The 21,475-nt window shown below is 30.4% G+C and carries 20 protein-coding genes; 3 read left to right on the top strand and 17 right to left on the bottom strand.

Features of this window, described 5'->3' with window-relative positions:
* Window positions 1-5 precede the first annotated feature (5 nt).
* The 6 genes from G9F71_RS23610 to murI all read right to left on the bottom strand — a co-directional run bounded on the left by G9F71_RS23610 (window position 6) and on the right by murI (window position 5,340).
* Window positions 6-1,805 (bottom strand): heme NO-binding domain-containing protein, encoded by a 1,800-nt coding sequence (locus tag G9F71_RS23610; RefSeq protein ID WP_164949419.1) that lies wholly within the window; start codon window positions 1,803-1,805, stop codon window positions 6-8.
* A gap of 174 nt (window positions 1,806-1,979) precedes the next feature.
* Window positions 1,980-2,645, bottom strand: coding sequence for a S24 family peptidase (locus tag G9F71_RS23615; RefSeq protein ID WP_164949418.1), 666 nt, complete (start codon window positions 2,643-2,645; stop codon window positions 1,980-1,982).
* 178 nt (window positions 2,646-2,823) lie between these two features.
* A complete protein-coding gene (locus G9F71_RS23620; RefSeq protein WP_164949417.1) occupies window positions 2,824-3,198 on the bottom strand; it encodes a DUF3783 domain-containing protein in 375 nt (124 codons plus the stop codon).
* 60 nt (window positions 3,199-3,258) lie between these two features.
* The gene (locus G9F71_RS23625) at window positions 3,259-3,774 is read right to left on the bottom strand and encodes a peptidylprolyl isomerase (RefSeq protein ID WP_164949416.1); all 516 of its coding nucleotides are present in this window, start codon (window positions 3,772-3,774) and stop codon (window positions 3,259-3,261) included.
* A 145-nt stretch (window positions 3,775-3,919) separates the two neighbouring features.
* Window positions 3,920-4,360, bottom strand: a complete 441-nt coding sequence (locus G9F71_RS23630) for a hypothetical protein (protein WP_164949415.1) — start codon at window positions 4,358-4,360, stop codon at window positions 3,920-3,922.
* 188 nt (window positions 4,361-4,548) lie between these two features.
* The gene (gene murI, locus G9F71_RS23635) at window positions 4,549-5,340 is read right to left on the bottom strand and encodes a glutamate racemase (protein WP_164949414.1); all 792 of its coding nucleotides are present in this window, start codon (window positions 5,338-5,340) and stop codon (window positions 4,549-4,551) included.
* A gap of 161 nt (window positions 5,341-5,501) precedes the next feature.
* Here murI and G9F71_RS23640 point away from each other — a divergent pair, with 161 nt between their 5' ends.
* On the top strand, window positions 5,502-5,798 hold the full coding sequence (locus G9F71_RS23640) for a hypothetical protein (protein WP_164949413.1): 297 nt from the start codon (window positions 5,502-5,504) through the stop codon (window positions 5,796-5,798).
* A gap of 69 nt (window positions 5,799-5,867) precedes the next feature.
* Here the strand turns inward: G9F71_RS23640 and G9F71_RS23645 are convergent, their stop codons facing one another.
* The 8 genes from G9F71_RS23645 to G9F71_RS23680 form a co-directional block, all read right to left on the bottom strand.
* Entirely contained in the window at window positions 5,868-7,241 is a 1,374-nt protein-coding gene (locus G9F71_RS23645) for an MATE family efflux transporter (protein ID WP_164949412.1), read from the bottom strand.
* Between the two features lie 176 nt (window positions 7,242-7,417).
* A complete protein-coding gene (locus G9F71_RS23650; RefSeq protein ID WP_164949411.1) occupies window positions 7,418-7,954 on the bottom strand; it encodes a hypothetical protein in 537 nt (178 codons plus the stop codon).
* A 110-nt stretch (window positions 7,955-8,064) separates the two neighbouring features.
* Window positions 8,065-9,621, bottom strand: coding sequence for an FGGY-family carbohydrate kinase (locus G9F71_RS23655; protein WP_164949410.1), 1,557 nt, complete (start codon window positions 9,619-9,621; stop codon window positions 8,065-8,067).
* Window positions 9,622-9,631: 10 nt separating this feature from the next.
* The gene (locus G9F71_RS23660) at window positions 9,632-11,077 is read right to left on the bottom strand and encodes a sensor histidine kinase (RefSeq protein WP_164949409.1); all 1,446 of its coding nucleotides are present in this window, start codon (window positions 11,075-11,077) and stop codon (window positions 9,632-9,634) included.
* Entirely contained in the window at window positions 11,070-11,759 is a 690-nt protein-coding gene (locus tag G9F71_RS23665) for a response regulator transcription factor (protein WP_124998860.1), read from the bottom strand. The genes G9F71_RS23660 and G9F71_RS23665 overlap by 8 nt, the downstream gene beginning before the upstream one ends.
* 324 nt (window positions 11,760-12,083) lie before the next feature.
* The gene (locus G9F71_RS23670; protein ID WP_164949408.1) at window positions 12,084-13,409 is read right to left on the bottom strand and encodes a pyrimidine-nucleoside phosphorylase; all 1,326 of its coding nucleotides are present in this window, start codon (window positions 13,407-13,409) and stop codon (window positions 12,084-12,086) included.
* 44 nt (window positions 13,410-13,453) lie between these two features.
* On the bottom strand, window positions 13,454-14,122 hold the full coding sequence (gene deoC, locus G9F71_RS23675; protein ID WP_164949407.1) for a deoxyribose-phosphate aldolase: 669 nt from the start codon (window positions 14,120-14,122) through the stop codon (window positions 13,454-13,456).
* A gap of 21 nt (window positions 14,123-14,143) precedes the next feature.
* Window positions 14,144-15,187, bottom strand: coding sequence for a LacI family DNA-binding transcriptional regulator (locus tag G9F71_RS23680; RefSeq protein WP_164949406.1), 1,044 nt, complete (start codon window positions 15,185-15,187; stop codon window positions 14,144-14,146).
* 316 nt (window positions 15,188-15,503) lie between these two features.
* Between G9F71_RS23680 and G9F71_RS23685 the strand changes: the two genes are divergently transcribed.
* Complete coding sequence (locus G9F71_RS23685; protein ID WP_187353465.1) at window positions 15,504-16,040, top strand: TetR/AcrR family transcriptional regulator; 537 nt, start codon at window positions 15,504-15,506, stop codon at window positions 16,038-16,040.
* A gap of 133 nt (window positions 16,041-16,173) precedes the next feature.
* Complete coding sequence (locus G9F71_RS23690) at window positions 16,174-16,551, top strand: HsmA family protein (protein ID WP_164949404.1); 378 nt, start codon at window positions 16,174-16,176, stop codon at window positions 16,549-16,551.
* Between the two features lie 82 nt (window positions 16,552-16,633).
* On the opposite strand, the gene G9F71_RS23695 is transcribed toward G9F71_RS23690, so the two are convergent.
* The 3 genes from G9F71_RS23695 to G9F71_RS23705 all read right to left on the bottom strand — a co-directional run bounded on the left by G9F71_RS23695 (window position 16,634) and on the right by G9F71_RS23705 (window position 21,085).
* Window positions 16,634-18,496 (bottom strand): hypothetical protein, encoded by a 1,863-nt coding sequence (locus G9F71_RS23695; protein ID WP_164949403.1) that lies wholly within the window; start codon window positions 18,494-18,496, stop codon window positions 16,634-16,636.
* A 5-nt stretch (window positions 18,497-18,501) separates the two neighbouring features.
* Window positions 18,502-19,584 (bottom strand): S1C family serine protease, encoded by a 1,083-nt coding sequence (locus G9F71_RS23700; protein ID WP_164949402.1) that lies wholly within the window; start codon window positions 19,582-19,584, stop codon window positions 18,502-18,504.
* A 262-nt stretch (window positions 19,585-19,846) separates the two neighbouring features.
* A complete protein-coding gene (locus tag G9F71_RS23705; protein WP_164949401.1) occupies window positions 19,847-21,085 on the bottom strand; it encodes a hypothetical protein in 1,239 nt (412 codons plus the stop codon).
* Between the last annotated feature and the right edge of the window lie 390 nt (window positions 21,086-21,475).

A 21,475-nucleotide genomic window follows, 5' to 3' on the forward strand; every position in this document is an offset into this window, starting at 1 on the left:
AAAAACTATATCTTATATCTTTTTAATTCATCTTTAAATGAACTTGTTATCTTCTTAAATTCAAATATACTGTCGATAAGCTTCTTTATTTCATTTGTATAACTTCCAACATTTGCACTTACCTCTTCTGAAGATGCAGAATTTTCTTCTGCAATTGCAGCTAGAGACTCTATTGTTTCATATATACTTGCAATAGATTTAGCTTCTCTATCTAAATCATTTATAGTATTTATCATTGATGTTGAAACTGTTCTAACAGACATTGTGGCCTCATAGCTTATGTCTCTTACTTCTTCTAGCCCCTTAGTTTCATTTTGGAGAATATCATACTGGTCACCAATTTTATCAACAAGTGTATTTATATCCTTAACAAATTGTACTAAATTGCTATTAATTTCCTCTACAGCACTTTTAGACTGTTCTGCAAGTTTTCTAACCTCATCTGCAACTACAGCAAAACCCCTACCTTGTTCGCCTGCACGAGCTGCTTCTATAGATGCATTTAGGGCAAGTAGATTTGTTTGCTCCGCTATTTGGGAAACAATTGATACTATATTTGTTATGTCACGAGCCTTTGTTTCTAAGCTAATACCATTGTCCTTAACTTCTTGAAATTTCTCTAGTGTTCCAAGTATATTTTTGCTAGTACTATCAACACTTTCATAGCTATTATTTATCTTTACAATAGCTTTTTCTAATTCATCCTTATTATCATTTTCATTTTTAACAATATCCTTCAGTGACCTAATATTGTCATTTAAGATTAAAACAGCATTTTCAGTATTCTCTGCTTGACTTACAGAGCAGCTAGCCATTTGATCAACCACTCCTGATATGTCTTCAGATGTATCGTTCATAGTATGTGAGATTTTATTTATATTTTCAGCGAAAGTATCCATCTCATCAGTTACACCTTTAAACTCAACAAAATCTGTTCTAAACCCTTTTTTATACTCTTTAAGTTTTTTATATAGCTCTTCATATTCATCCCCAGTGACTATATCTCCATCTTCAACGTAATTATTGCTATTGATTTGGTCTATAGTTTGTGAAATTATCTTTGCAGGTCTCCCCATTATAAAAGAGGCAAGGCTTGAAGTAGCTCCAGAAATTACAGCAAGGCCTAATACCTTTGCCATATTATCTAATCCCACTATTGGCATAGCTAAAAGTAAAGATATAATAAAAGTAAATGCCCCTACCTTTCCAGGTATATTCTTAATAAAGCCTAAAGATAACATTTTATTAATTTTATATGTTTTCTTATAATAAATATCCTTTTCAAAGGTAAGTTTTAAACTTAAACTATCTGATGTCTTTTCTAATTGTTCAATTTCAATTTTCTCATTAAAGTACTCACAAGTTCCATCTAAAAGCCCTAGAAAATAATCAAACATTCCTCTTTTAGAATTGTAAGTAAAGATAGCCTGGCGACTTGAAATAGGTGTTATACCTACTAGTGGTGGTTTAGCTCCAGCAAATTTTTTCGTCATTACTACATGTATATCAAATAGCGATTTTAAAAATGAATATACATTTTCAGTGTCAAAAAACGCAGGAAAGTCTCTATGAAAAGCCACTAAATTGTCTTTTCCTATGATTCCCCACAATTTATCAATGGGTATATTTTGTTTTTTTGATATATTATCAATTACACTTTTAACTTGTCCATCATCTACATTCTCTACTGGTGAAAATATCTTACTAGAATTCCACCCCACGGATTGCATAGCACTATCAACTACACTCTCACCGTAAAGTTTTCTACAAGTTTTCATCCAAGTAGCTACTACTGTTCCCTTCATAAAGCTAATCCCCCTATTTTATCTATTGTTTATCTTTCGTATCTAAATTATTAAGTGACTCTTTTCTTTGACATGCCACTAATTTTTTTCTCTAATATACATTATAACCTAATAAAGGTGCTTTGTTAATAATATTTATCATTAATTTATGTTTTTTTTATTAATTACTGTTAACTATACCTTAAACTCTACTCTATCTAGCCTTGCAATTACTTTAATGTCTGTATGTTTAACCGTGTCAGTTCTTATAGAGCTTCTATTGCTTAGAAGCAATATTTTATTGGCCTCCAGTTTTTTTATTTGTCTTAATACTCTTTCTCCATTATAATCAACTAGTGAAATAGAGTTATTTTCTATTTCATGTGTTAAATGAGCAAAAGCAATATCTCCTTTGCAAATTCTAAACCCACTCATATCGTCATTCTCTATTTCTAAAAATAATACTTTATCTTGAGCATAGCCATCTACTTTATTAGATATTATAGGCATTTGTTTTATACCTATAGCTTTTGCTAAATCATATTTATAAATAGCAACATCTTTTAAAACTGAGCTAAAGGCATCATTCCACACCTCTTGTACTTTTTCTGTACTAGGTCTTTCAAATTTAGGTTTTCTTTCCTCTACATACGCATCTGCTTGAAATGATACAGAAGTATCTTCAATTTCTTCTCCTAGAATTTTAGATATTTTTTCTAAAAATTTTTCGTTTATAACTTTTCTACCCAGTTCTACTTCATTAATAAAACTTTCAGAAACTCCAATTTTCTTACCTAATTGTTTTTGAGTTATTGATTTTGATTCTCTTACTTGTTTAATCCTATCTCCTACTCTGCTCATAATTCTCCGCCTTTCCTTCTGAAATATCGTTAAATAATTATTTTTAAAACATTTCTAAATATTTACATTATATGGTATTATAAACCATAATAAGTCCATATAAAAGCCTTTACTACATTTTAGCATAAAATATAAATCTTCTACATATAGCAGAAGATTTATATTTCCATGTGTCTTATTACCTTTCCCTGTAAGCTTCTCTTTCTTCTATCAAGTGCTGCAAAAGATAACTAAGGGTCCAGTTTATAGATGTTGGTGTTACAGCGGCTAGTATAGTCTGAGGATTTTTAACTTCTTTTATGCTATCAATTAGAGCATATAGCTGCTTATCTTGATAATTGTTAAATAAAAGTAATTTTTCATGGGGTAATTCAATATTGCTTTCCTTAGCTTCTATGTTACACAATATTTCTTTAATTGTTAGTTCGCCCAGGTTTTTCTCCATTACTTTGCAAGGTAATATACCTTGTTTTGATAGTACACTATTAAGTTTTTCTTTTTCCATGTCATTTAGCCCATATGCAAGGATAAGTCTTTCATTAATAAGCTCCAAACTATCTTCCCCCCTGTATTCAGTTTAATATTTCTTTAGGATTAGACACCTATAATTTTATTACATTTTTTCTGGTTGACTATACTCAATATCAAAAGTTTCTACACTCATACTTTTTATTTTTTGCTCTTTAGCTGGCTTATCTCTAAAATCTCTATCCACCTTAGCTATTTCTAAAGCATGCTCCATACCCTCTGTTACTTTTCCAAAAGCTGCATAGCTTCCGTCTAAATGATGAGAATTAGCTACCATAATAAAAAATTGGCTTCCTGCTGAATTTAAATCATTAGATCTAGCCATTGATAAAACACCTGTTGAATGTTTTAAATCATTTTTAAATTTATTAGTAGAAAACTCGCCTTTTATTGAATACCCTGGTCCGCCAACTCCTGTTCCTTCAGGGCATCCACCTTGAATCATAAAGCCTGGAATTACTCTATGGAAAGTAATTCCATTGTAAAACCCCTTGTTTATAAGACTAATAAAATTATTTACTGTGTTAGGTGCAACCTCTGGGTACAATTCTGCCTTTATGATATTACCATTTTCCATATTAATTGTTACTATTGGATTCATATATTTATCTCTCCTTTTATTATGTATTCACTATAAATTATATCACATTTTATAGTATTTACTATTTTTTATATATTAAGCACCTAAAAAAATAACTCGTATATAACCCTAGTCATTTTTTTTAGATGCTTTAACCAACAATTGCTTAAATAACTTGTTGACCCAGGCTTATTTTCAACATCATCTTTTCTTGAGGTTCCTCTAGTTTTATGCGAATATTTCCTCCTGGAAGTATTATTAAAAAATGTTCCTCTAGCATATCTATCTCTCGATTTTTATCAATATTAACTATATCTATTTCTAAATTACCAGAAGCTTCTGCTCGATCATACTCATAGCCAACATTTAAACTACCAAATCTAGTTATATCTTCTACCTGTTTATCCTCACTTGCAATGATTAGATGTGCAATGTTTTTATTTTCTTCAGATTTACATACTAGATGATTTATAACACACAAACAATTACTTTGCACTGGATTATTGATTATTATACAATTGATTTTTTTTCTTTCTTCAATCTTCATGTTAAATATATCATGACCTATGTGATGTTCATTGTTTTTTTCTAATTTGAATACTTTCATTTCATCACCTTATTTCCGATGCTTTTTTATATAAGGCAAAATAAACAAATAACAAGTCGGTATGCTAGTATGGATTGACTTGTTATTTATTTTTATGTGCCTAATTTAGTGTATTCACCTAGTGGTGATGTTGCTATACTTAATTTAGTTTTAAAATATTTTTACATGTATACATTATTAAAATCTATTTATGACTTTAATAATGTATAACTTAAATCTATCATATTACTATTTATAGCAGAACTGCTACTTGTAGCAGAATTATATATAGTTACAATTCCCTTTGTTTTCTTTTCATTTAACATATTATTAAGAGTAAGTTGCCTTTTTAGTTGATTTACTGTCCCTACACTTCCATCAATTATAATTGTCTCTTCTCCAACTATTTTGCTTAATTCCTTTTTTATAAATGGATAATGAGTACATCCAAGTACTATAGAGGCAAGGTCTATTCCTATAAACTCTTTTAACTTATCTCTTAAATAACTTTGGATTTGATCTCCCTCTATAATTCCATTTTCTATTAATTCAACAAGGCCCGCACAAGGTAGAGATATCATATTTACTTCTTTATTGTATCTCTTCATTAAATTACTAAACTTTTTTTCAGAAAGTGTCATTGGAGTCGCCATAATAATTATACTTTTACCCCTACTTATTTCTACAGCAGGCTTTAGGGCTGGCTCTATACCAATTATAGGTATGTCCTTATATTTTCGTCGAAGGTCATCTATAGCTGCACTAGTGGCAGTATTGCAAGCAATTACTACTACTTTTGCCCCTTTTTCCAAAAGAAAATTTACTGCATTAAAAGTTAATTTTTTAACTTCATTTACATCTTTAGTTCCATAAGGCGCATTTAATGAATCTCCAAAATACACAAAATCTTCATTTGGCAGTATTTTTAGAGATTCCTTTAAAACACTTATTCCACCCACACCTGAGTCAAAAAATCCTATTGGTTTTTCTTTATTATTCACATTATCACCACCATATTAAGATTATAAATTCTACATTTAATTTATACAAAAGCTTTATATTACCATAATCACATTTTTTAGTAACATATATACGTTACATTAAATAGTATATTATTAAGTCTATCCATTTAGTTAAATAATAACATAAAGGAGGAAATATTATGCCTTCATCGCATAATTTAAACAAAATAAAAGATTCTATAAGCAATGGGTTTGATGTTATCTCAAACAAATCTGAAAATCTTATTGAAATATCTAAACTTAAATATAAAATTCATTCCGAGGAAAATAGTATGGATGATCTCTACAAAGATATGGGAAAGGAATTATACACAATTTTCAAAAATGATAAACACATTGACGATTCCCTAATAGATTATTGCAATACCTTAAAGAAAATAGAAACCCGTATAAAAACCCTTCAGAAGGAACTCTATAAAATTGATAATAAAAAATAGTACTTTTCTATAATAGAAAAAATAGTAACAATCATACATTACTATTTTTTCTATTTTTTTTAATGTGCCTTATATAGCTACTTCATTATCCTCACCATGTAATCTATTTAAATGCTTAATTTCCACAAATAAGAATATTGCTGTTAAAATTGATGCTAATGCATCAGATATAGGCCCTGACATCCATACACCGTTTAATTCATAGTATCTTGGCAGTATAAATAGTAATGGTATAAGGATTATCACTTGCCTACTTAAGCCTAAGAATATGGATATTTTAGCTTTACCTATAGCCTGGAAATAATTAGAACTAACTATTTGAAAGCCTATTATAGGAAGCATAAATAGATATATTCTAATGCCATGAATTCCTATTCCTATTAGTTCTGGATCATTATTAAATATGCTTATAAGTTGTTTCGGAAATAACTGTATAATTATATATCCACTTGTAGTAATTATTGTAGCTGACAATATAGCCAGCTTTAAAGCCTTCTTTACACGATTATACTTTTTAGCTCCATAGTTATATCCAATAATTGGTTGGGATCCTTGGTTTATTCCAAAAATAGGCATTAATACCATCATTACTATACTCGTAATAATTCCCATGGCTCCTATTGCATAATTGCCACCATATTTAAATAAACTTTTATTAGAAATAATAGTTACTACACTTGCCGCTATTTGCATGAAAAATGGAGACATACCTATAGCAAAAATACCCTTTACAACCTTAAAATCTAATTTTAAATTTTTGTAACGTATTTTTAATACACTACTACCACCAAAGAAATAGTATAATACCCATATAGTATTTGCAGCTTGTGAAATAACAGTTGCTATAGCTGCTCCTCTAGTTCCCATATGAAAAACGAAAATAAAAATAGGATCTAAAATTGTATTTAATATTCCACCAATCAACATGGTAAACATAGCTATTCGTGGATTTCCTTCAGATCGTATAGTATTATTCAATCCAAAACCTACGTTTTGGAAGATTACACCGATAAGTATTACTGTTATGTACTCCTTGGCATAAGGTAAAGTCTCACTACTAGCTCCAAATTTTAGTAACATGGGTTCTAAAAATATAAGCCCTACAGCAGTTACTATAAGTGAGGTTATAATAATAAGGGTAAGGGCATTTCCTAAAATATGTTCTGCCTCTTCTTTTTTTTGTTGCCCAAGCTTTATAGATATAAGTGCAGCAGTTCCAATTCCCACTAGCATTCCAAAAGCCATAATTATAGTAGAAATGGGAAAAGTAACTGTAACTCCTGTTAGGGCAATTTTCCCTATGCCTCCCCCTATATGTCCTATAAACACTCTATCTACAACATTATATAGTGCATTAACTAGCATGCCTACAATTGCTGGGATAGAGAACTTCATAAGTAACTTACCTATACTTTCTTCTCCTAATTGTTTTGATTTATCCAACTAATCGCCTCCTAATATATTTAACTTTATAAGTTTATCACAAAAACTATGATTAATACAAAAAAAGCCTATATTATTACAAATACATTAGTCATAATATAGGCTTTTAAACCTACTAAAGAATATAAATTATGAAACAAAAAATACCAACATTACATTAACTCTTATATTGATTATCATTTATTTATTAATTCCTTTAGTTTTTCTTCTATGTATTCATTAAGTTCAATCTCTCCAATATATGTTTTATCCTGTGCAAAATCAGGCTTTACTCTAAAGAAATTAACCACTAATTTATTTCCTGTAATTATATACTCATCTGAATGCAATGGTGAAAATATAACCTCTAATTCATCATATTTATTAGCACCTTCAAGCTGCGCGAGTTTTCCTACTAGGTTATCTAAGTTAAGTTTCTTTACAGGAGACGCCATTGCATTTGTATATTCGAAATCCTCCATCATCCACATGTTATTGTTCCAAAACTTTAGCTCCTTCTTATTTCCAGCAAAAGGCTCCCTATTCTTTATTGCACTTAAAGCTCTTCTTACTGATTCCCCATTAAATTCCTCATCATAGGCACAGGAGAGTCCTGGCATATCAGCTACGTCGTAAAAAAATTTTTCTGCTACATTCTCTTTTTCACTTGCGGCCATCCAAAAATAAAGCATAGCCTCTACCGCTTCTAAATTAACTTTAATTCTTTGTAACATTTCATTTCTCCCTTCAATATCAAACGTATAGTAAATAAATTATTTTATTAAAACTACTCATATATAATATTTCTACACTTAAGTCTAAAACCCTTTGGATAAGATAAAATTTAATGTTTTGGATATCCTGTTATCTCTTTAATATCTTTATATAAATTCTTAAGACTAGGATAAATTTTTGTATATACCTTCTTATATAACTTTCTGTAGATCTCAGCATTAGAAACATTAGGAGTAAACTCCTTTGTCCTTTTAAACATGTGTTTTATAGCCTCTTCATAAGAGCTATATACTCCCAAGGCTACGTAACCTATAATTGATGCTCCAAGTCCTGATATTTCATAGGTTTGCCCTTTATATATTTTCCTATTTAGCATGTCGGCAGTTATTTGGCAAATAGTATCGCTTTGTGACCCACCTCCACAAACTGCAATCTCCACTATTTTTTCACCTGATTTTTTTTCTATTTTTTCAATACCCTCAAGCAATGCATAATTAATACCTTCTATAATTGCTCTGTAAATATGTGCCCTAGTATGCACATCTCCAAAACCAATTATTGCACCTTTTGCATCTGGCATTTTCAGTCCCGGACCCCAGTAAGGTTGAAGGATTAGGCCATGAGCGCCTGGTGGTATTTCATCCAATCTCTCATTTAAAAGGGATTCTGGTGATATGCCCTTGCCCAAGGCTTCCTTCATCTCTCTCATAGAAAATTCGCTCTTAAACCAACTTATCATCCAATATCCTCTAAATATTTCCACCTCAGGATTATAATGTCCTTGCACAGCAGAAGGGTAAGCGGGCATAAACTTTATAGGTTCAAAATATTTCTTTGATGTAGTTTGTACTGTAGCTGTAGTACCAAAGCTTATACTTGCAGACCCAGTGTCTAAACATCCATTTCCTAAAGTCTCACAACCCTTATCTGAAGCGCCAGCTATTAAAATAGTTCCTTGTCTTATACCTGTAAGTTCTGATGCTTCCTTTGTTATTTGCCCTATTATCTCCCCTGGATTTACAAGTAGTGGCAGTTTTTCTCTTTCTATTCCAAAAAGCGTCCATCTATAACTTGTATTACTTTTGGGCCAACACTTGTTTTTATAATCAAAGGGAATATGTGCTATTTGATTGGCTATTGAATCTACGATTTTCCCCGTAAGTTTAAAATGAAAATACGCTGAAATAAGGATATATTTATCTGTTTTTTCCCAAATTTCTGGTTCGTGCTGCTTTATCCAATAAGCCTTTCCTTTTTTTTGTGAGATATCAATAGCTTGCTTCATACCAATAGCCCTAAAGGCTAAATTCTCTATATTTGAAAACTCTGCAACATTGTCTGCTATTCTTTGGTCAAGCCAAAGGATAGCAGGTCTTAGTACATTGTGCTCTTTATCAAGGTTAATGCATGTATCTCTCAGGGTTGTTACAACCACTCCTTCTACCTTTTGCCAAATTTCCTTACAGTCTTCCTTAAGTTCTTTGCATACTATACATAAATTATCCCAATACACCTCCGGATTCTGCTCCGCAAAGCCTGGGTAATTAGAAAAATAAGGTTCAAATTCTCTTTTCTTCTTGCATAGCAATGTGCCATTTTTATCAAAGATAAGTGCCCTTATACTTTGTGTTCCACAATCTATGGTAAGCACATACTTATCACTCATTTTCTTCCTCCTACAATCTGATTATAAATTTGCAACCTTTATCTTTATCCTGCACTAAACATATGTTTCCGCCATGCTTTTCAATTATAGACTTTGATATTGCAAGCCCAAGGCCTGTACCACCATTTCTCGAATTTCTTGTAGTATCTACTCTAACAAAAGGATCGAAAATATTCCCCTCAAATTCTTTAGATATTCCTATTCCATCATCTTCAATAATAATTACAGCCTTTCCCGCATCCATTAAAAATTTGATGCTAATAGTAATCCCAGGGCTATTATATTTCATACTATTTAGTATAATATTACTTAAGGCTCTATCCAAGTTTTTCCTGTCAAATGAAAATTCTACTTCATCTTCTGCAATATCAAATTGGTATTGCACGCCCTTTTGCTCCATTACGGGTATATAGCCTGCAATAAGTTCTCTTAAAAACTCACCTATATCATGCCTTTCTATATCTAATTTGTATTCCGTACTTTCAACACGTGAAAATTCAAAAAGGTCTTGAATTAAGTCATTTGCGCGTCTACTATTATTATTAATAACTTTTAACAACTTATTTTTGTCTTCTTGTAAAACATCATCATTTTCTAATAAAAACTCTGAATACCCCAATATACTTGTTAATGGATTCCTTAAATCATGAGATATGTTAAGAATCATTCTTTTCCTGTTATTCTCTGCTTTTTTCTTTAATAATTTCTCTTGTTGTATTTTTTCTGCCATTAGATTAAAAGCATCCTTTAATTGACCTATTTCATTTAAAGAATTAATTTCAACCCGCGCTGAATATTCACCATCTTTTATTGTATTAACCCCTTCTAAAAGTTTTTTTAAGGGTTTAACAAAAATCCTTGATGTAAGTTTAGAATAAAGTACCATTGTAGATATTAAAAATATAAATATAATAAAAGGAAATATTCTTAAAAAAGTTAGCCCACTCTTTTTATGATTGTTCGCACCTTCTAGTTGTTCTTTATGTTCAAGTCCCCAGGTATAGGTGTCAAAAATACTGTTAGGCATAGCCGTAATTAAAATAAAGTCTTCCTTCTCCCCATGTTTACTAGTATAAAAATAGCCATCCTTTAAATTATTAGTAATCATATCTTTATAATATTTCTGTGAGTATTTAAATCCGATTTTATGCTTACTTCCATTTTCCATAACAATAACTAGGTTTTTATCAAGCACTTCCACATAGCCCTTATACTTTATAAAATTTGAAACATTAATATCCTTATAATTTTCCTTTATAATATATAAGGCTTTAGTATTATCTCTTGTGGCGCCCATATAATTAATAGAGAAATAAAACAATAATGATCCCATAGTTAGAAGGAATATTGCAATTAAAATAATCAAAAACAGGATGTAATTTTTAAATAATTGAGTCTCCATTTTTTTGCTTTTAAAGTATGTAGCTATTTTTTTTACTTTTTTTCTGTTAATCATGATGCTGCTCCATTTTATACCCTATGCCTCTTATAGTTTTTAAATATTTAGGATTCTTAGGATCATCTTCAATCTTCTCTCTAATATGACTTATATGCACCATAATAGTATTGGAATCCCCATAATACGGATTTTCCCAAACTATTTCATATAGTTGCTTTTTAGTATATACCTTTCCGGGATTCTCTAAAATAAACCCAAGTAACCTATACTCCTTTGGATTTAAAGCTAACTCTATATTGTTTTTATAAATGCTACAACTTTCCTTGTCCAGCATTAACTCCCCAACTATTGTTACAGTTTTATGAGCTTTATTAGAATATTTATAATACCGCCTCAGTTGAGCCTTAACTCGTGCAATTATTTCAATAGGACTAAAAGGTTTTATAACATAGTCATCTGCACCTAGTCCAAGACCCAGGATTTTATCCGACTCTTCTTCTCTTGCTGTTATAAAAATTACTGGTATTTCACTAGTTTCTCTAATCTTTTTTAAAACATTAAATCCGTCAATTTTCGGAATCATAACATCAAGTAGTGCAATATCTATATCTTTATTTTGAAATATGTCCAAGGCTTGCATTCCATCTTCTGCTGTGAAAATTTTATATCCTTCTTTTGATAAATGAATCTCTAGCAATTCTCTTATATCCTGTTCATCTTCTACAATTAGAATATTCATCATCTACGCCTCCCCTTAAATCTATACACATTGTAACTCGAAAGTACACTTTAACTCAATTAAAAAAGTATATATTACTACAATTGTATCTCACTTCGCTGAGTAATTCTAAATTAATTTTAAAGAAAGATGCTAAAAAGTGCAAACTCGCTTGCGCTCAAACATGCACTTTTCTTAACGCATCTTTCTTTAAAATTAATTAAGAATTACTAACGCTTGTTCGAATACAATTTACGTAATATATACTTTTCTTAGCCCGCTAAAAAAAAAGAAAGTAAAAATAGAAGGTATATACCCTCTATTCTTACTTTCTAAAATATTTAATTAATATCTTGTTATCCCATCTTTTGTAACAATGCCTTTAATTAATGGTTTAGCTTTTATTTCTTCTTGTACTATTTCATATGCATCTAATACCATTTTTACAGATATTTTTTGTTTTTGCGCATCATTTGCGTAAATAGTTGCAATAGCCTCGCCCTTCTTTATAAAATCGCCGATTTTCTTATGAAGAACAATACCCACTGCTAAATCTATTATACTTTCTTTAGTTTCACGGCCAGCGCCTAAAACTAATGCTGCTCTTCCTATGTCATCCGCTTTTATTGCTTTTACATAGCCTTCAACACTTGATATAACTTCCTCTACAATAGCTGGCACTGGGAATAATGATGTATCATCTACATAAGCTGGATTTCCACCTTGTGCTACTACAAGTTCTCTTAATTTTTGAAGACCTTTTCCTGATTTTATAATGTCTTTAAGTATTTTCCTTGCTTCATCTGCATCCTTTGCTTTTTTCCCTAGTACAAGCATATGCGCTCCTAAGGTTAAACAAAGTTCTGTAAGATCTTCAGGACCTTCACCTTTTAATGTATCTATAGCTTCTTTTACTTCTAGTGCATTACCAACTGCAAAGCCTAGTGGTTGGTCCATATCAGTTATTACACCAATAGTGTTTCTACCAACGTTATTTCCTATATCAACCATTTCCCTTGCAAGTTCAAAAGCATCATCTTCATTTTTCATAAATGCGCCGCTACCTGTTTTTATATCAAGTACTATAGCATCTGCACCTGAAGCTATTTTTTTACTCATTATGCTTCCTGCAATTAAAGACATATTATCAACAGTTGCGGTAACATCACGAAGTGCATATAGCTTTTTGTCTGCTGGTGCTAAATCAGCAGTTTGACCGCCTATAGCAATTTTAACTCCATTTACATTTTGCATAAACTTCTCAATGGACATAGCTACTGAGAAGCCCTCAAAAGCTTCTAGCTTATCAATAGTTCCACCGGTATGTCCAAGTCCTCTTCCTGACATTTTAGCAACTGGTACTCCAGCTGCTGCAACAATAGGTCCAAGTATTAGTGTAGTTGTATCCCCTACACCACCAGTACTATGTTTATCAACTTTTACACCCTCAATAGCAGATAAATCAATAATTTCACCACTATTAACCATTGCCATTGTTAAATCTGCTGTTTCTCTCTTATTCATCTTTTGAAAGTATATAGCCATAAGCAGCGCTGAAACTTGATAATCCGGGATAATTCCATCTGTATATCCACCTACAAAGAAATTAATTTCTTCTGTAGTAAGTTCGCCGCCATCTCTTTTTTTCATTATTAAATCGTACATTCTCATAATACTCAACTCCTAATTATTTATTTTTTTGCATGTATTCAAATTTAATAATTAGAATTTGAATCCTTAGTTCCCTCAACTATTGCTATAGAACTACTAGCCCCTATTCTACTAGCACCAGCTTCGATAACAGCTTTTGCATCTTCCGTTGTTCTTACTGCTCCAGAAGCCTTAACTCCCATATCAGGTCCAACAGTTTGTCTCATTAATTTTATATCATGAACTGTTGCTCCGCCTGTTGAGAATCCTGTTGAAGTTTTTACAAAGTTTGCGTTAACTTCTTTAGCTATTTCACATACCTTAACTTTTTCTGCATCAGTTAAAAGACAAGTTTCTATTATTACCTTTACTATTGCGCGGCCACTGGCAACTTCAACAACCGCTTTGATGTCTTCTTTTACTACTTCATATTTATTTGATTTTATAGCTCCAACATTAACTACCATATCTATTTCATCTGCACCATTTTCAATTGCTTGTTTAGCTTCAAATGCTTTTACTTCTTTAGTAGTCGCACCCAGTGGGAATCCAACAACGATACAAGTTTTTACGTTACTTCCTTTTAACTCACTACTTACAAGTGCTGCGTAATATGCATTAACGCACACTGAAGCAAATCCGTATTTTTTAGCTTCAGCACAAACTTTTATAATCTCTTCCTCACTTGCTTGTGGTTTTAATAGTGTATGATCTATATATTGTTCCATTTTCATATTAATCTTCTCCTTTATATTTTATAAATTTATTTTATTTTCATTTTTTTCTATATATTTTTCTGATCCTTTTAAAATAAGCTCTGGCAAAATGGTTTGTCTTTTTATTGACCTGAGCTCTTTGCTATTCATATTTTCTAATAACATTTTCATGCCAATTCTACCAAGTTCGGTGGACGGACCATTAACAAAACTAATATTCATACCTATTATATTTAAAACATCAACCTTATCAAAGCCTATAATAGCCATATCACGCGGTATATTTATCTTTTCTTCATATAAAGCTTTTATGCACCCTAAAATCATGGTATTGCTACTTACAAAAATAGCAGTAGGTCTATTGTCCATTTTCAATATTTTCTTTGTAATTTCATAAGCCGTCTGCTGTGTATAATCACCATAAAAGATATTTTCATTATCTATAGGGATATTATTAGCTTCTAAGGCTTTTTCATATCCTAGCAATCTTTCTTTTGCTGGTCTAGACTTCATGTCTCCTGTAATTATAGCCATTTTTCTATGACCCGCTTCTATTAAAGCAAGGGTTCCATCATAAGCGCCCTTTATATGATCTATAAAAACCCCACTAAATTCCAGATATTCAACATGACCATCTATTAGAATTATTGGGATTCCTAGGTTCTTAAGCACATTTAAGTTTTCACTATTGTCTGAGTTCCTGTAGAAAGTTGGCGTTATAATGAGACCTTGAATCCTTTGCTCTTTAAGAACATTAATAGCCTTTAATTCTTTATCTTTATTCTCATCAGTGTTGCAAAGAATTATATTTAAATTATTCTCATCAGCAATTTCAGTAACACCTTTAATTATCTCACCAAAAAATAGATTGTTTATATCCGGAACTATAACTCCAATAGTATTAGTTTTACTTGTAGACAAGCTTCTAGCTATAGCACTAGGCGTATAATTTAGATCTTTTATTGCCTTTAGAACTTTTTCTCTTGTTTCATCCTTTACATAACCTGAACTATTTAAAACTCTTGATACTGTTGCATGGGATACTCCAACCCTTACCGCAATATCACTTATTGTCACTGTCATTTTAATCCTCCTCACATTAGAGAAAACGCTTACAGGACTTTTAATAAATATAAAGCTTAGTTTATACTCCAGTATCCAAGTATTACAGCATAACCTAAGTATACTATATTAAATACTTAATTTTCTGAAATATGTTACCGCTTTCATATTTAGTATACTGCAAGGTTATCTAAATTTCAATAGGATTTTTTATGAATTTTGTAATTAGGTGGCTGAAAATAAATACCAAGTCAAATATGATAATATATTTTTGATATACTTGAACTATTAAAATAATAATGATATAATGAACACAGTTCATAAAAGAGGTGACAATATGCCCAAGGTTATCGAAAATTTAAGAGAAACTATACTTATAGAAGCTAAAAATATTCTATTAAACCAAAATTTTAAAGATTTAAGCATAAGAGAAATTGCTAAAAGTTGTAATATTGGCACAGGTACTTTTTATAATTATTTCTCCACTAAAGAAGAACTTGTAACCGAAATCTTTAGAGAAGATTGGAAAAAAGTATCTAATCTAGTAGAGGACTTAAAACTTACCGATGAGCCTTGCAAAGAAAAAATCAGAAAAATATATATATCCATTGGAATATTTGTAAATAGTTACATACCAATTTTTTATGAAATGGCTATGCTTAGTGGAAATGATTATAGATGTAGAGAAGCTAATAGGTATGATGTTCTATACACTAAAATAAGCGAATTACTAGATATTGAAAAATCTAAGGGTAATATAATCTCCACTCTTTCTTCTTATAAACTGGCAGAACTTATTATTTCTAACTTGATGTATCTTAACAAAACCAAGTTTATAAGTTTTGATGAGCTATATGACAATTTGAGAATTTAATAGTTTTTTTATCTTATATTAGAAAGTAATATAAGATATTCTTTTAAAATTATATGAACATAGTTCATATAATGTAATATCGTTAAAAAATCTTATTTTTATTCTAAATATATATAAAATGGAGGATGTAAATATGTTAATTTATGCAATTGTTTTTATAACCTTAGCTCTTGTATTTTATACCATCGGTGTTTGGAGTGAGAAACTTCAAGGAACTCTTAAACCTTGGCATTTGGGTTTATTCCTACTTGGCCTCCTATGTGATACAACCGGCACACTCCTTATGGAAAGTATAGCAAGCAGTTCATATTCAGTAGCCTCAGGCTTTAATTTACATGGAATTACTGGTGTTATCGCTATAGCCCTAATGCTTATTCACGCTATATGGGCCGCAGTGGTTCTTATTCGGAAAGATGAAAATATGATATCAAAATTCCATAAATTCAGTATAATAGTTTGGATTATTTGGCTTCTTCCTTTTCTCTCTGGAGCTATGTCTCACATGAACTAATAAAAAATTTAGGCACATGAAAATAAATAAAACAGACAAAAGACAAGGTGTAAATTTCACCCTGTCTTTTGTCTTCTAAATCTTATTTATTTTTTTCTTTATCAAATTCAGAAAGATTGTGCTGCTTCCATTGAATACTTGCTTTACTATAATTTATTTTACTTATAGTAGTATTTTCCCATATGCTATTTACTTTAGCTTTGTTGTTTGATGTCATATTAGAAACGGGTAGAGTTATACTTTCAGTATAAATATCTTTTCCTGTTTTTATGATATACTCATATTGGTTTTTCAAGCTTTCTAAATCATATATCTTGGTTTCATCTTCTTTTACGAATTTCTTAATAGCATTCAAATCATATTCTTTTTCGATATAATATAGTTTCGCCCCCTTGTATTCACCTGATTGAATCTTGATATTTGCGAGTCCCATATGGATTTCGTCATCCTTTAAATAGATCTCAATCCTATTTTTAATAGTTTCACTCATTTCCTTTGTATCAAGTCCTGAATACATATCTACACGTATATTACTAGTAGGTTCAAGTGCACTAAGACACTCATTGTTACTGATATCCCCTCTATAGTTTGGATCAGCATATAAGTCAACACCAGAATAGCTATCATTAAAGTTATATCCATTTCTAGAAATATTAAAGCTTCTCGTTAATTTTGTTCCAAAATCATACTTTTTCATCTTTACTTCTTTTGAATCATTTAAATTTATTAAAGCCTTAGCCGTAATAATTTCACCTAAATATTCACTTATACCCTCTCTATCTAAGCTAAATGAATTTATCATACTCTCAAAAGCATTTTTCTTTTTTGCATCATTATACTGCTCTTCCTTCATTGTAGCAGTCACCAAGTATTTATATCCATTTCCTACAGCATACAATTGATGTACAATATACTGATTTTTAGTAACTGTTTTATATCGAATTACTACATGATGAACATTAATATTTGCCTGTGTTTTTGTTTCATTTCTAAGTATTTCATAAACTTCACTATTATACTTATCTTTTAATACTTGTATTTCTTCTGCTGCCCATTTTGAAGCAGTTTCATCTTTTCCTGCTGAACTTATTAGGCTAACAGATACTCCTTCTGGTACTTTAAATTCTTTTTCATCATTTTTAACTTTCTTTTCTACCTGTTCTAGCTCCTCATCGCTATACACTGGAGTAAATTTTTGAGTACGTGCATTAGGTATTCCTTCCACTCTCCAGTAAGGACTCATAATCATTTTCCAACCATAGCTTGTATTTTTATATTCTCTAGTTGTACTAACTGAGTCTGATAATTCTTTAATAAATGCATTTTTCTCATCAAAAGAAAGTTTAAAAGAAGATGTTAATTTATCAAACATTTCTTTATGTTCTCTATAAAAATCACCTTTCATAGTTATTGTTAAATTGTATATATAATTATTTTTTATATAAATTCTATTTTCCACATATTCTCCTAACTGCTGTGCTGCCTCGTCCACTAAAAGATAATCTATAAATGGATTAGATTTAATTATACGAATATATTCTTCTCCTGAACTATCTTTGGCAATGTTTATAACCAATTCTTTTTCCTGTTCAACCCTATATAAATCCCTTGTTGTAGCATTTTGCATTTTGTATAGTAACTCTTCCAATGATAGCTCATCCTTGTTTTTCTCCACTTGTAATTGAACCCCAGACTTATAACTAGCTGTTGCCATATTGAAAAAATTTGCTCTATCTGACTTAAAAACAATCCCATCATCAGGTAGGTGCATAGACCATTTATATATGCGGCTTCCTACCCCAGTTTTCATTTGATCTGCTTTATTAGAAAACGCTTGGTATAAATCAATTTTCCCATCATCCACTTTAGCTTGGACTGATGGCGCAGTTAGCCCAATTGACAAACAAAGAGTAAGTACAATTGCCGTAGCCTTATTCTTATTCATATTTATTACTCCTTTCCTTTTTTCTTTTCTTTACTTGTTTCTTCCTTTAAAACCACTGTTACATCAAATTTTTTACCTTCACGACTAAATGTTAATTTCACCTTATCACCAGGCAAATGTCCTTTTAAAATCTCGTTATAATGAGCTATGGAATTAGTAGGCTTATTATCTATAGCATCTAATATATCTCCTTCCTTTACCTGACCCACCGTTACCACTGCATCCTTTTGAAGTGTCACTACTTTTAACCCTTGATTAGTAGGAAGTCCAAGCATCGCTGCCCAGTTTTCTTCAAACTCAACGCCAGTAAAGCATCTTTTTATCCTGCCAAATTTATTATAATGGTCTAGGAAATAATTAATGTTTCCCACAGGAATTGAAAAGCTCATTCCTTGATAGAACATATATCCTAATGTGTTTATACCAACTAACTCACAGTTCATATTAATAAGGGGACCTCCACTATTACCTGGGTTTATAGCTGCATCCGTCTGTAAATATGTGTACATACTTTCTACAGGTCTATCTAGTCCACTTACAATTCCTTTAGAAGCACTATTTCTATATCCAAAAGACAAAGGTGTTCCTACCGCTACAACATCGTCCCCAACTTTTATTTCACTTTCAAGTGCTAATTTTATAGGCTTTAAATCCGTCTTATTAATCTTTAATAATGCTAAATCAATTTCCTTATCTGCATATAAAAGTTCTGCTTTATAAACATTACCATCATATGTAACCACATAAATGTCCGCCAGGCCATCTACTACGTGGTTATTGGTTAAAATTCTTCCTTCCTTTCCTATTACAACTCCAGAACCATGTTGTAAATTTTTAGGTAATTTCGAGAATATTTGCTCCTGTTCTCTATAGTTTGTATTTTTTCCTATGACAGCAACTACGGATTGATTTACTTCTTCAATAACGCCTGATACTTTTTTTGTTTCCTTTTGAGCTGATTTTTGTGGTTGCTCAATTGTCTTCTCTGGTGACTTAGGCACTAATTCATTTCCACCTAATGCAAAAACAGGTGTTGTGTTTAAAAATAATGTAGCCATGATCAAAATAGATGATAAAATTTTTTTCATGTTAATCCCCCTTTTAAATAAGTAATTGAGCCACCTATTACTAAGTTCAAGCTCCTTGAGTTTTCATAGTTTATTTATAATTACTTGTATATAATACCATATTTAAATATATTTTCCAACTTATTTTCAAGAAAATAGTTTTTTTAAAATTGTTAAATAATCATCTTGGATGTTGAAATATTAAGGACTAAAAAAGCAGTAGGGAAGATTATTGATTTTCCCTACTACTTTTTTTATGTTAGGTGCCAAGTGAATTTTACCCTTATTTAATTTTATAATTTCTTATGTCTTTTCCATAATATTTAAGGTCGCCCTTTTGTCCATCAAATACAGTTGCATATACTGTATTATTTTGTTTTAAATGTACTTCGTATTCTGTTTTGCCTTCTGTATTTCTTATTGTTAGTACATCTATTACTTCAGAGCCCTTTTCTATTTTCTTTAATATCTCTTCTTTGCTTATTGTTGGTGCAATTATTTTTTTATCATAGGGATATACTATTTTAAATTTACTTATTAGTCCTTGACGTTCTAAACATATTTCTATTTTCTTCATTTCATCATATATACCATTGATTTCTTCAATATATGAATACTCAATACTTCTGATTTTAGTATTTTTTTCATAATTAATTTTTTTATCGTATCTAAATGCATTATTACTAAATTTTAATACCATTTCCCTGGCTATCTTATCTAGTTGCTTCTCTGTGAGTCCATAATTTGGTACCGTGAATCTAGTAGCATCTATTGATACTTCTTTTGTTTTTTTATGGAAATTTATCTTATACTCTACCCCATCCTCCATGATAGAATCTATTGGCAAGGATTTAGTTTTAAATATGTACGTGTCCGAATTTCCCTCCGTACTATTCTCTTCCTCTAAGGGTGTGTTTTTAACTATTTTTAAAAAAGTTTCTTTACAGTACTTTTTTGCGTTCTCAAAATCCAATTTATTAAAATTTTTCCCACTAAAGTCACCCTTATACTCCTTGATAAAACTATATTTTTCTGTATTTAATAGCTCCTCTGATTTTTTTGAATAATTATTATATATTTTAATTATATTTTTTTCTAGTTTTTTCTTATTATCAAAATCAATATCAATATCCTTATATGTATTTCCTAGTATACTTTTGCATTCCTTTATTAACTCATCATTGTAGGAATATAGACTTTCTAAGTATTTTTTCTCGGGTGGACTTATTAATCCATCTGACAATATATTTTTAATTGTTTCACTTACATTAAGATACATTATCCAATAATCATCATAATACTTTCCATTACTAATATGTTGCGCACTTGAGTTTGATCTACTAAAATCAACTACAATTTCTCTATTTATAAGCTGTTTATCTTTATTATAATTATTTATTTTCAATATTTGTGATATTTGTTCATTTGAATTTTCTAACTCTGTACCAAAATTTCGAAAATCATAAAACATTCTAGATTTTAATTCCATTGAATAATTGTGCCCAGGTTTAATGAAACTCATAGAAATAAAAAATGCTATAATACATAAAGCATTAATAATTTTCTTTTTACTTGAATCTTTAATGTTTATATTAATCTCCCCCTGTTAGTACATTATCAGTCTAGTTATAAGAAACCAGACTAACTCTTTTAATATCCCCTGCATTAATATTCAAATTACCCCCATTATCAAACTATAGTATTAATCTTAATAACTATATTAACATATTTTAATTATTTTCCCAATAATTTCATCATATTATTCCCTGTAGCACTTCAAATAAACAAATAACACTTTCGACAGAATATTTTTGAAACAAAAAAAGAACTAACCTACTATTAATTCAGTTAGCTCTTTTCCAAAGGTAATTATTTTATGTAAAATTACCTTCATATTATAAATTATGTCTTA

The organism is Clostridium sp. FP2 (assembly GCF_011065955.2).
In the GTDB taxonomy this organism is placed as follows: Bacteria; Bacillota; Clostridia; order Clostridiales; family Clostridiaceae; genus Clostridium_AD; species Clostridium_AD tagluense.

Coding starts and splice junctions, on each gene's coding strand:
- G9F71_RS23690 (WP_164949404.1), top strand. CDS start 16,174: ATGTTAATTTATGCAATTGTTTTTATAACCTTAGCTCTTGTATTTTAT.
- G9F71_RS23685 (WP_187353465.1), top strand. CDS start 15,504: ATGCCCAAGGTTATCGAAAATTTAAGAGAAACTATACTTATAGAAGCT.
- G9F71_RS23610 (WP_164949419.1), bottom strand. CDS start 1,805: ATGAAGGGAACAGTAGTAGCTACTTGGATGAAAACTTGTAGAAAACTT.
- G9F71_RS23630 (WP_164949415.1), bottom strand. CDS start 4,360: ATGAAAGTATTCAAATTAGAAAAAAACAATGAACATCACATAGGTCAT.
- G9F71_RS23665 (WP_124998860.1), bottom strand. CDS start 11,759: ATGAATATTCTAATTGTAGAAGATGAACAGGATATAAGAGAATTGCTA.
- G9F71_RS23695 (WP_164949403.1), bottom strand. CDS start 18,496: ATGAATAAGAATAAGGCTACGGCAATTGTACTTACTCTTTGTTTGTCA.
- G9F71_RS23705 (WP_164949401.1), bottom strand. CDS start 21,085: ATGAGTTTCATTAAACCTGGGCACAATTATTCAATGGAATTAAAATCT.
- G9F71_RS23700 (WP_164949402.1), bottom strand. CDS start 19,584: ATGAAAAAAATTTTATCATCTATTTTGATCATGGCTACATTATTTTTA.
- G9F71_RS23680 (WP_164949406.1), bottom strand. CDS start 15,187: ATGACAGTGACAATAAGTGATATTGCGGTAAGGGTTGGAGTATCCCAT.
- G9F71_RS23670 (WP_164949408.1), bottom strand. CDS start 13,409: ATGAGAATGTACGATTTAATAATGAAAAAAAGAGATGGCGGCGAACTT.
- G9F71_RS23615 (WP_164949418.1), bottom strand. CDS start 2,645: ATGAGCAGAGTAGGAGATAGGATTAAACAAGTAAGAGAATCAAAATCA.
- G9F71_RS23640 (WP_164949413.1), top strand. CDS start 5,502: ATGCCTTCATCGCATAATTTAAACAAAATAAAAGATTCTATAAGCAAT.
- G9F71_RS23655 (WP_164949410.1), bottom strand. CDS start 9,621: ATGAGTGATAAGTATGTGCTTACCATAGATTGTGGAACACAAAGTATA.
- G9F71_RS23660 (WP_164949409.1), bottom strand. CDS start 11,077: ATGATTAACAGAAAAAAAGTAAAAAAAATAGCTACATACTTTAAAAGC.
- G9F71_RS23625 (WP_164949416.1), bottom strand. CDS start 3,774: ATGAATCCAATAGTAACAATTAATATGGAAAATGGTAATATCATAAAG.
- G9F71_RS23650 (WP_164949411.1), bottom strand. CDS start 7,954: ATGTTACAAAGAATTAAAGTTAATTTAGAAGCGGTAGAGGCTATGCTT.
- deoC (WP_164949407.1), bottom strand. CDS start 14,122: ATGAAAATGGAACAATATATAGATCATACACTATTAAAACCACAAGCA.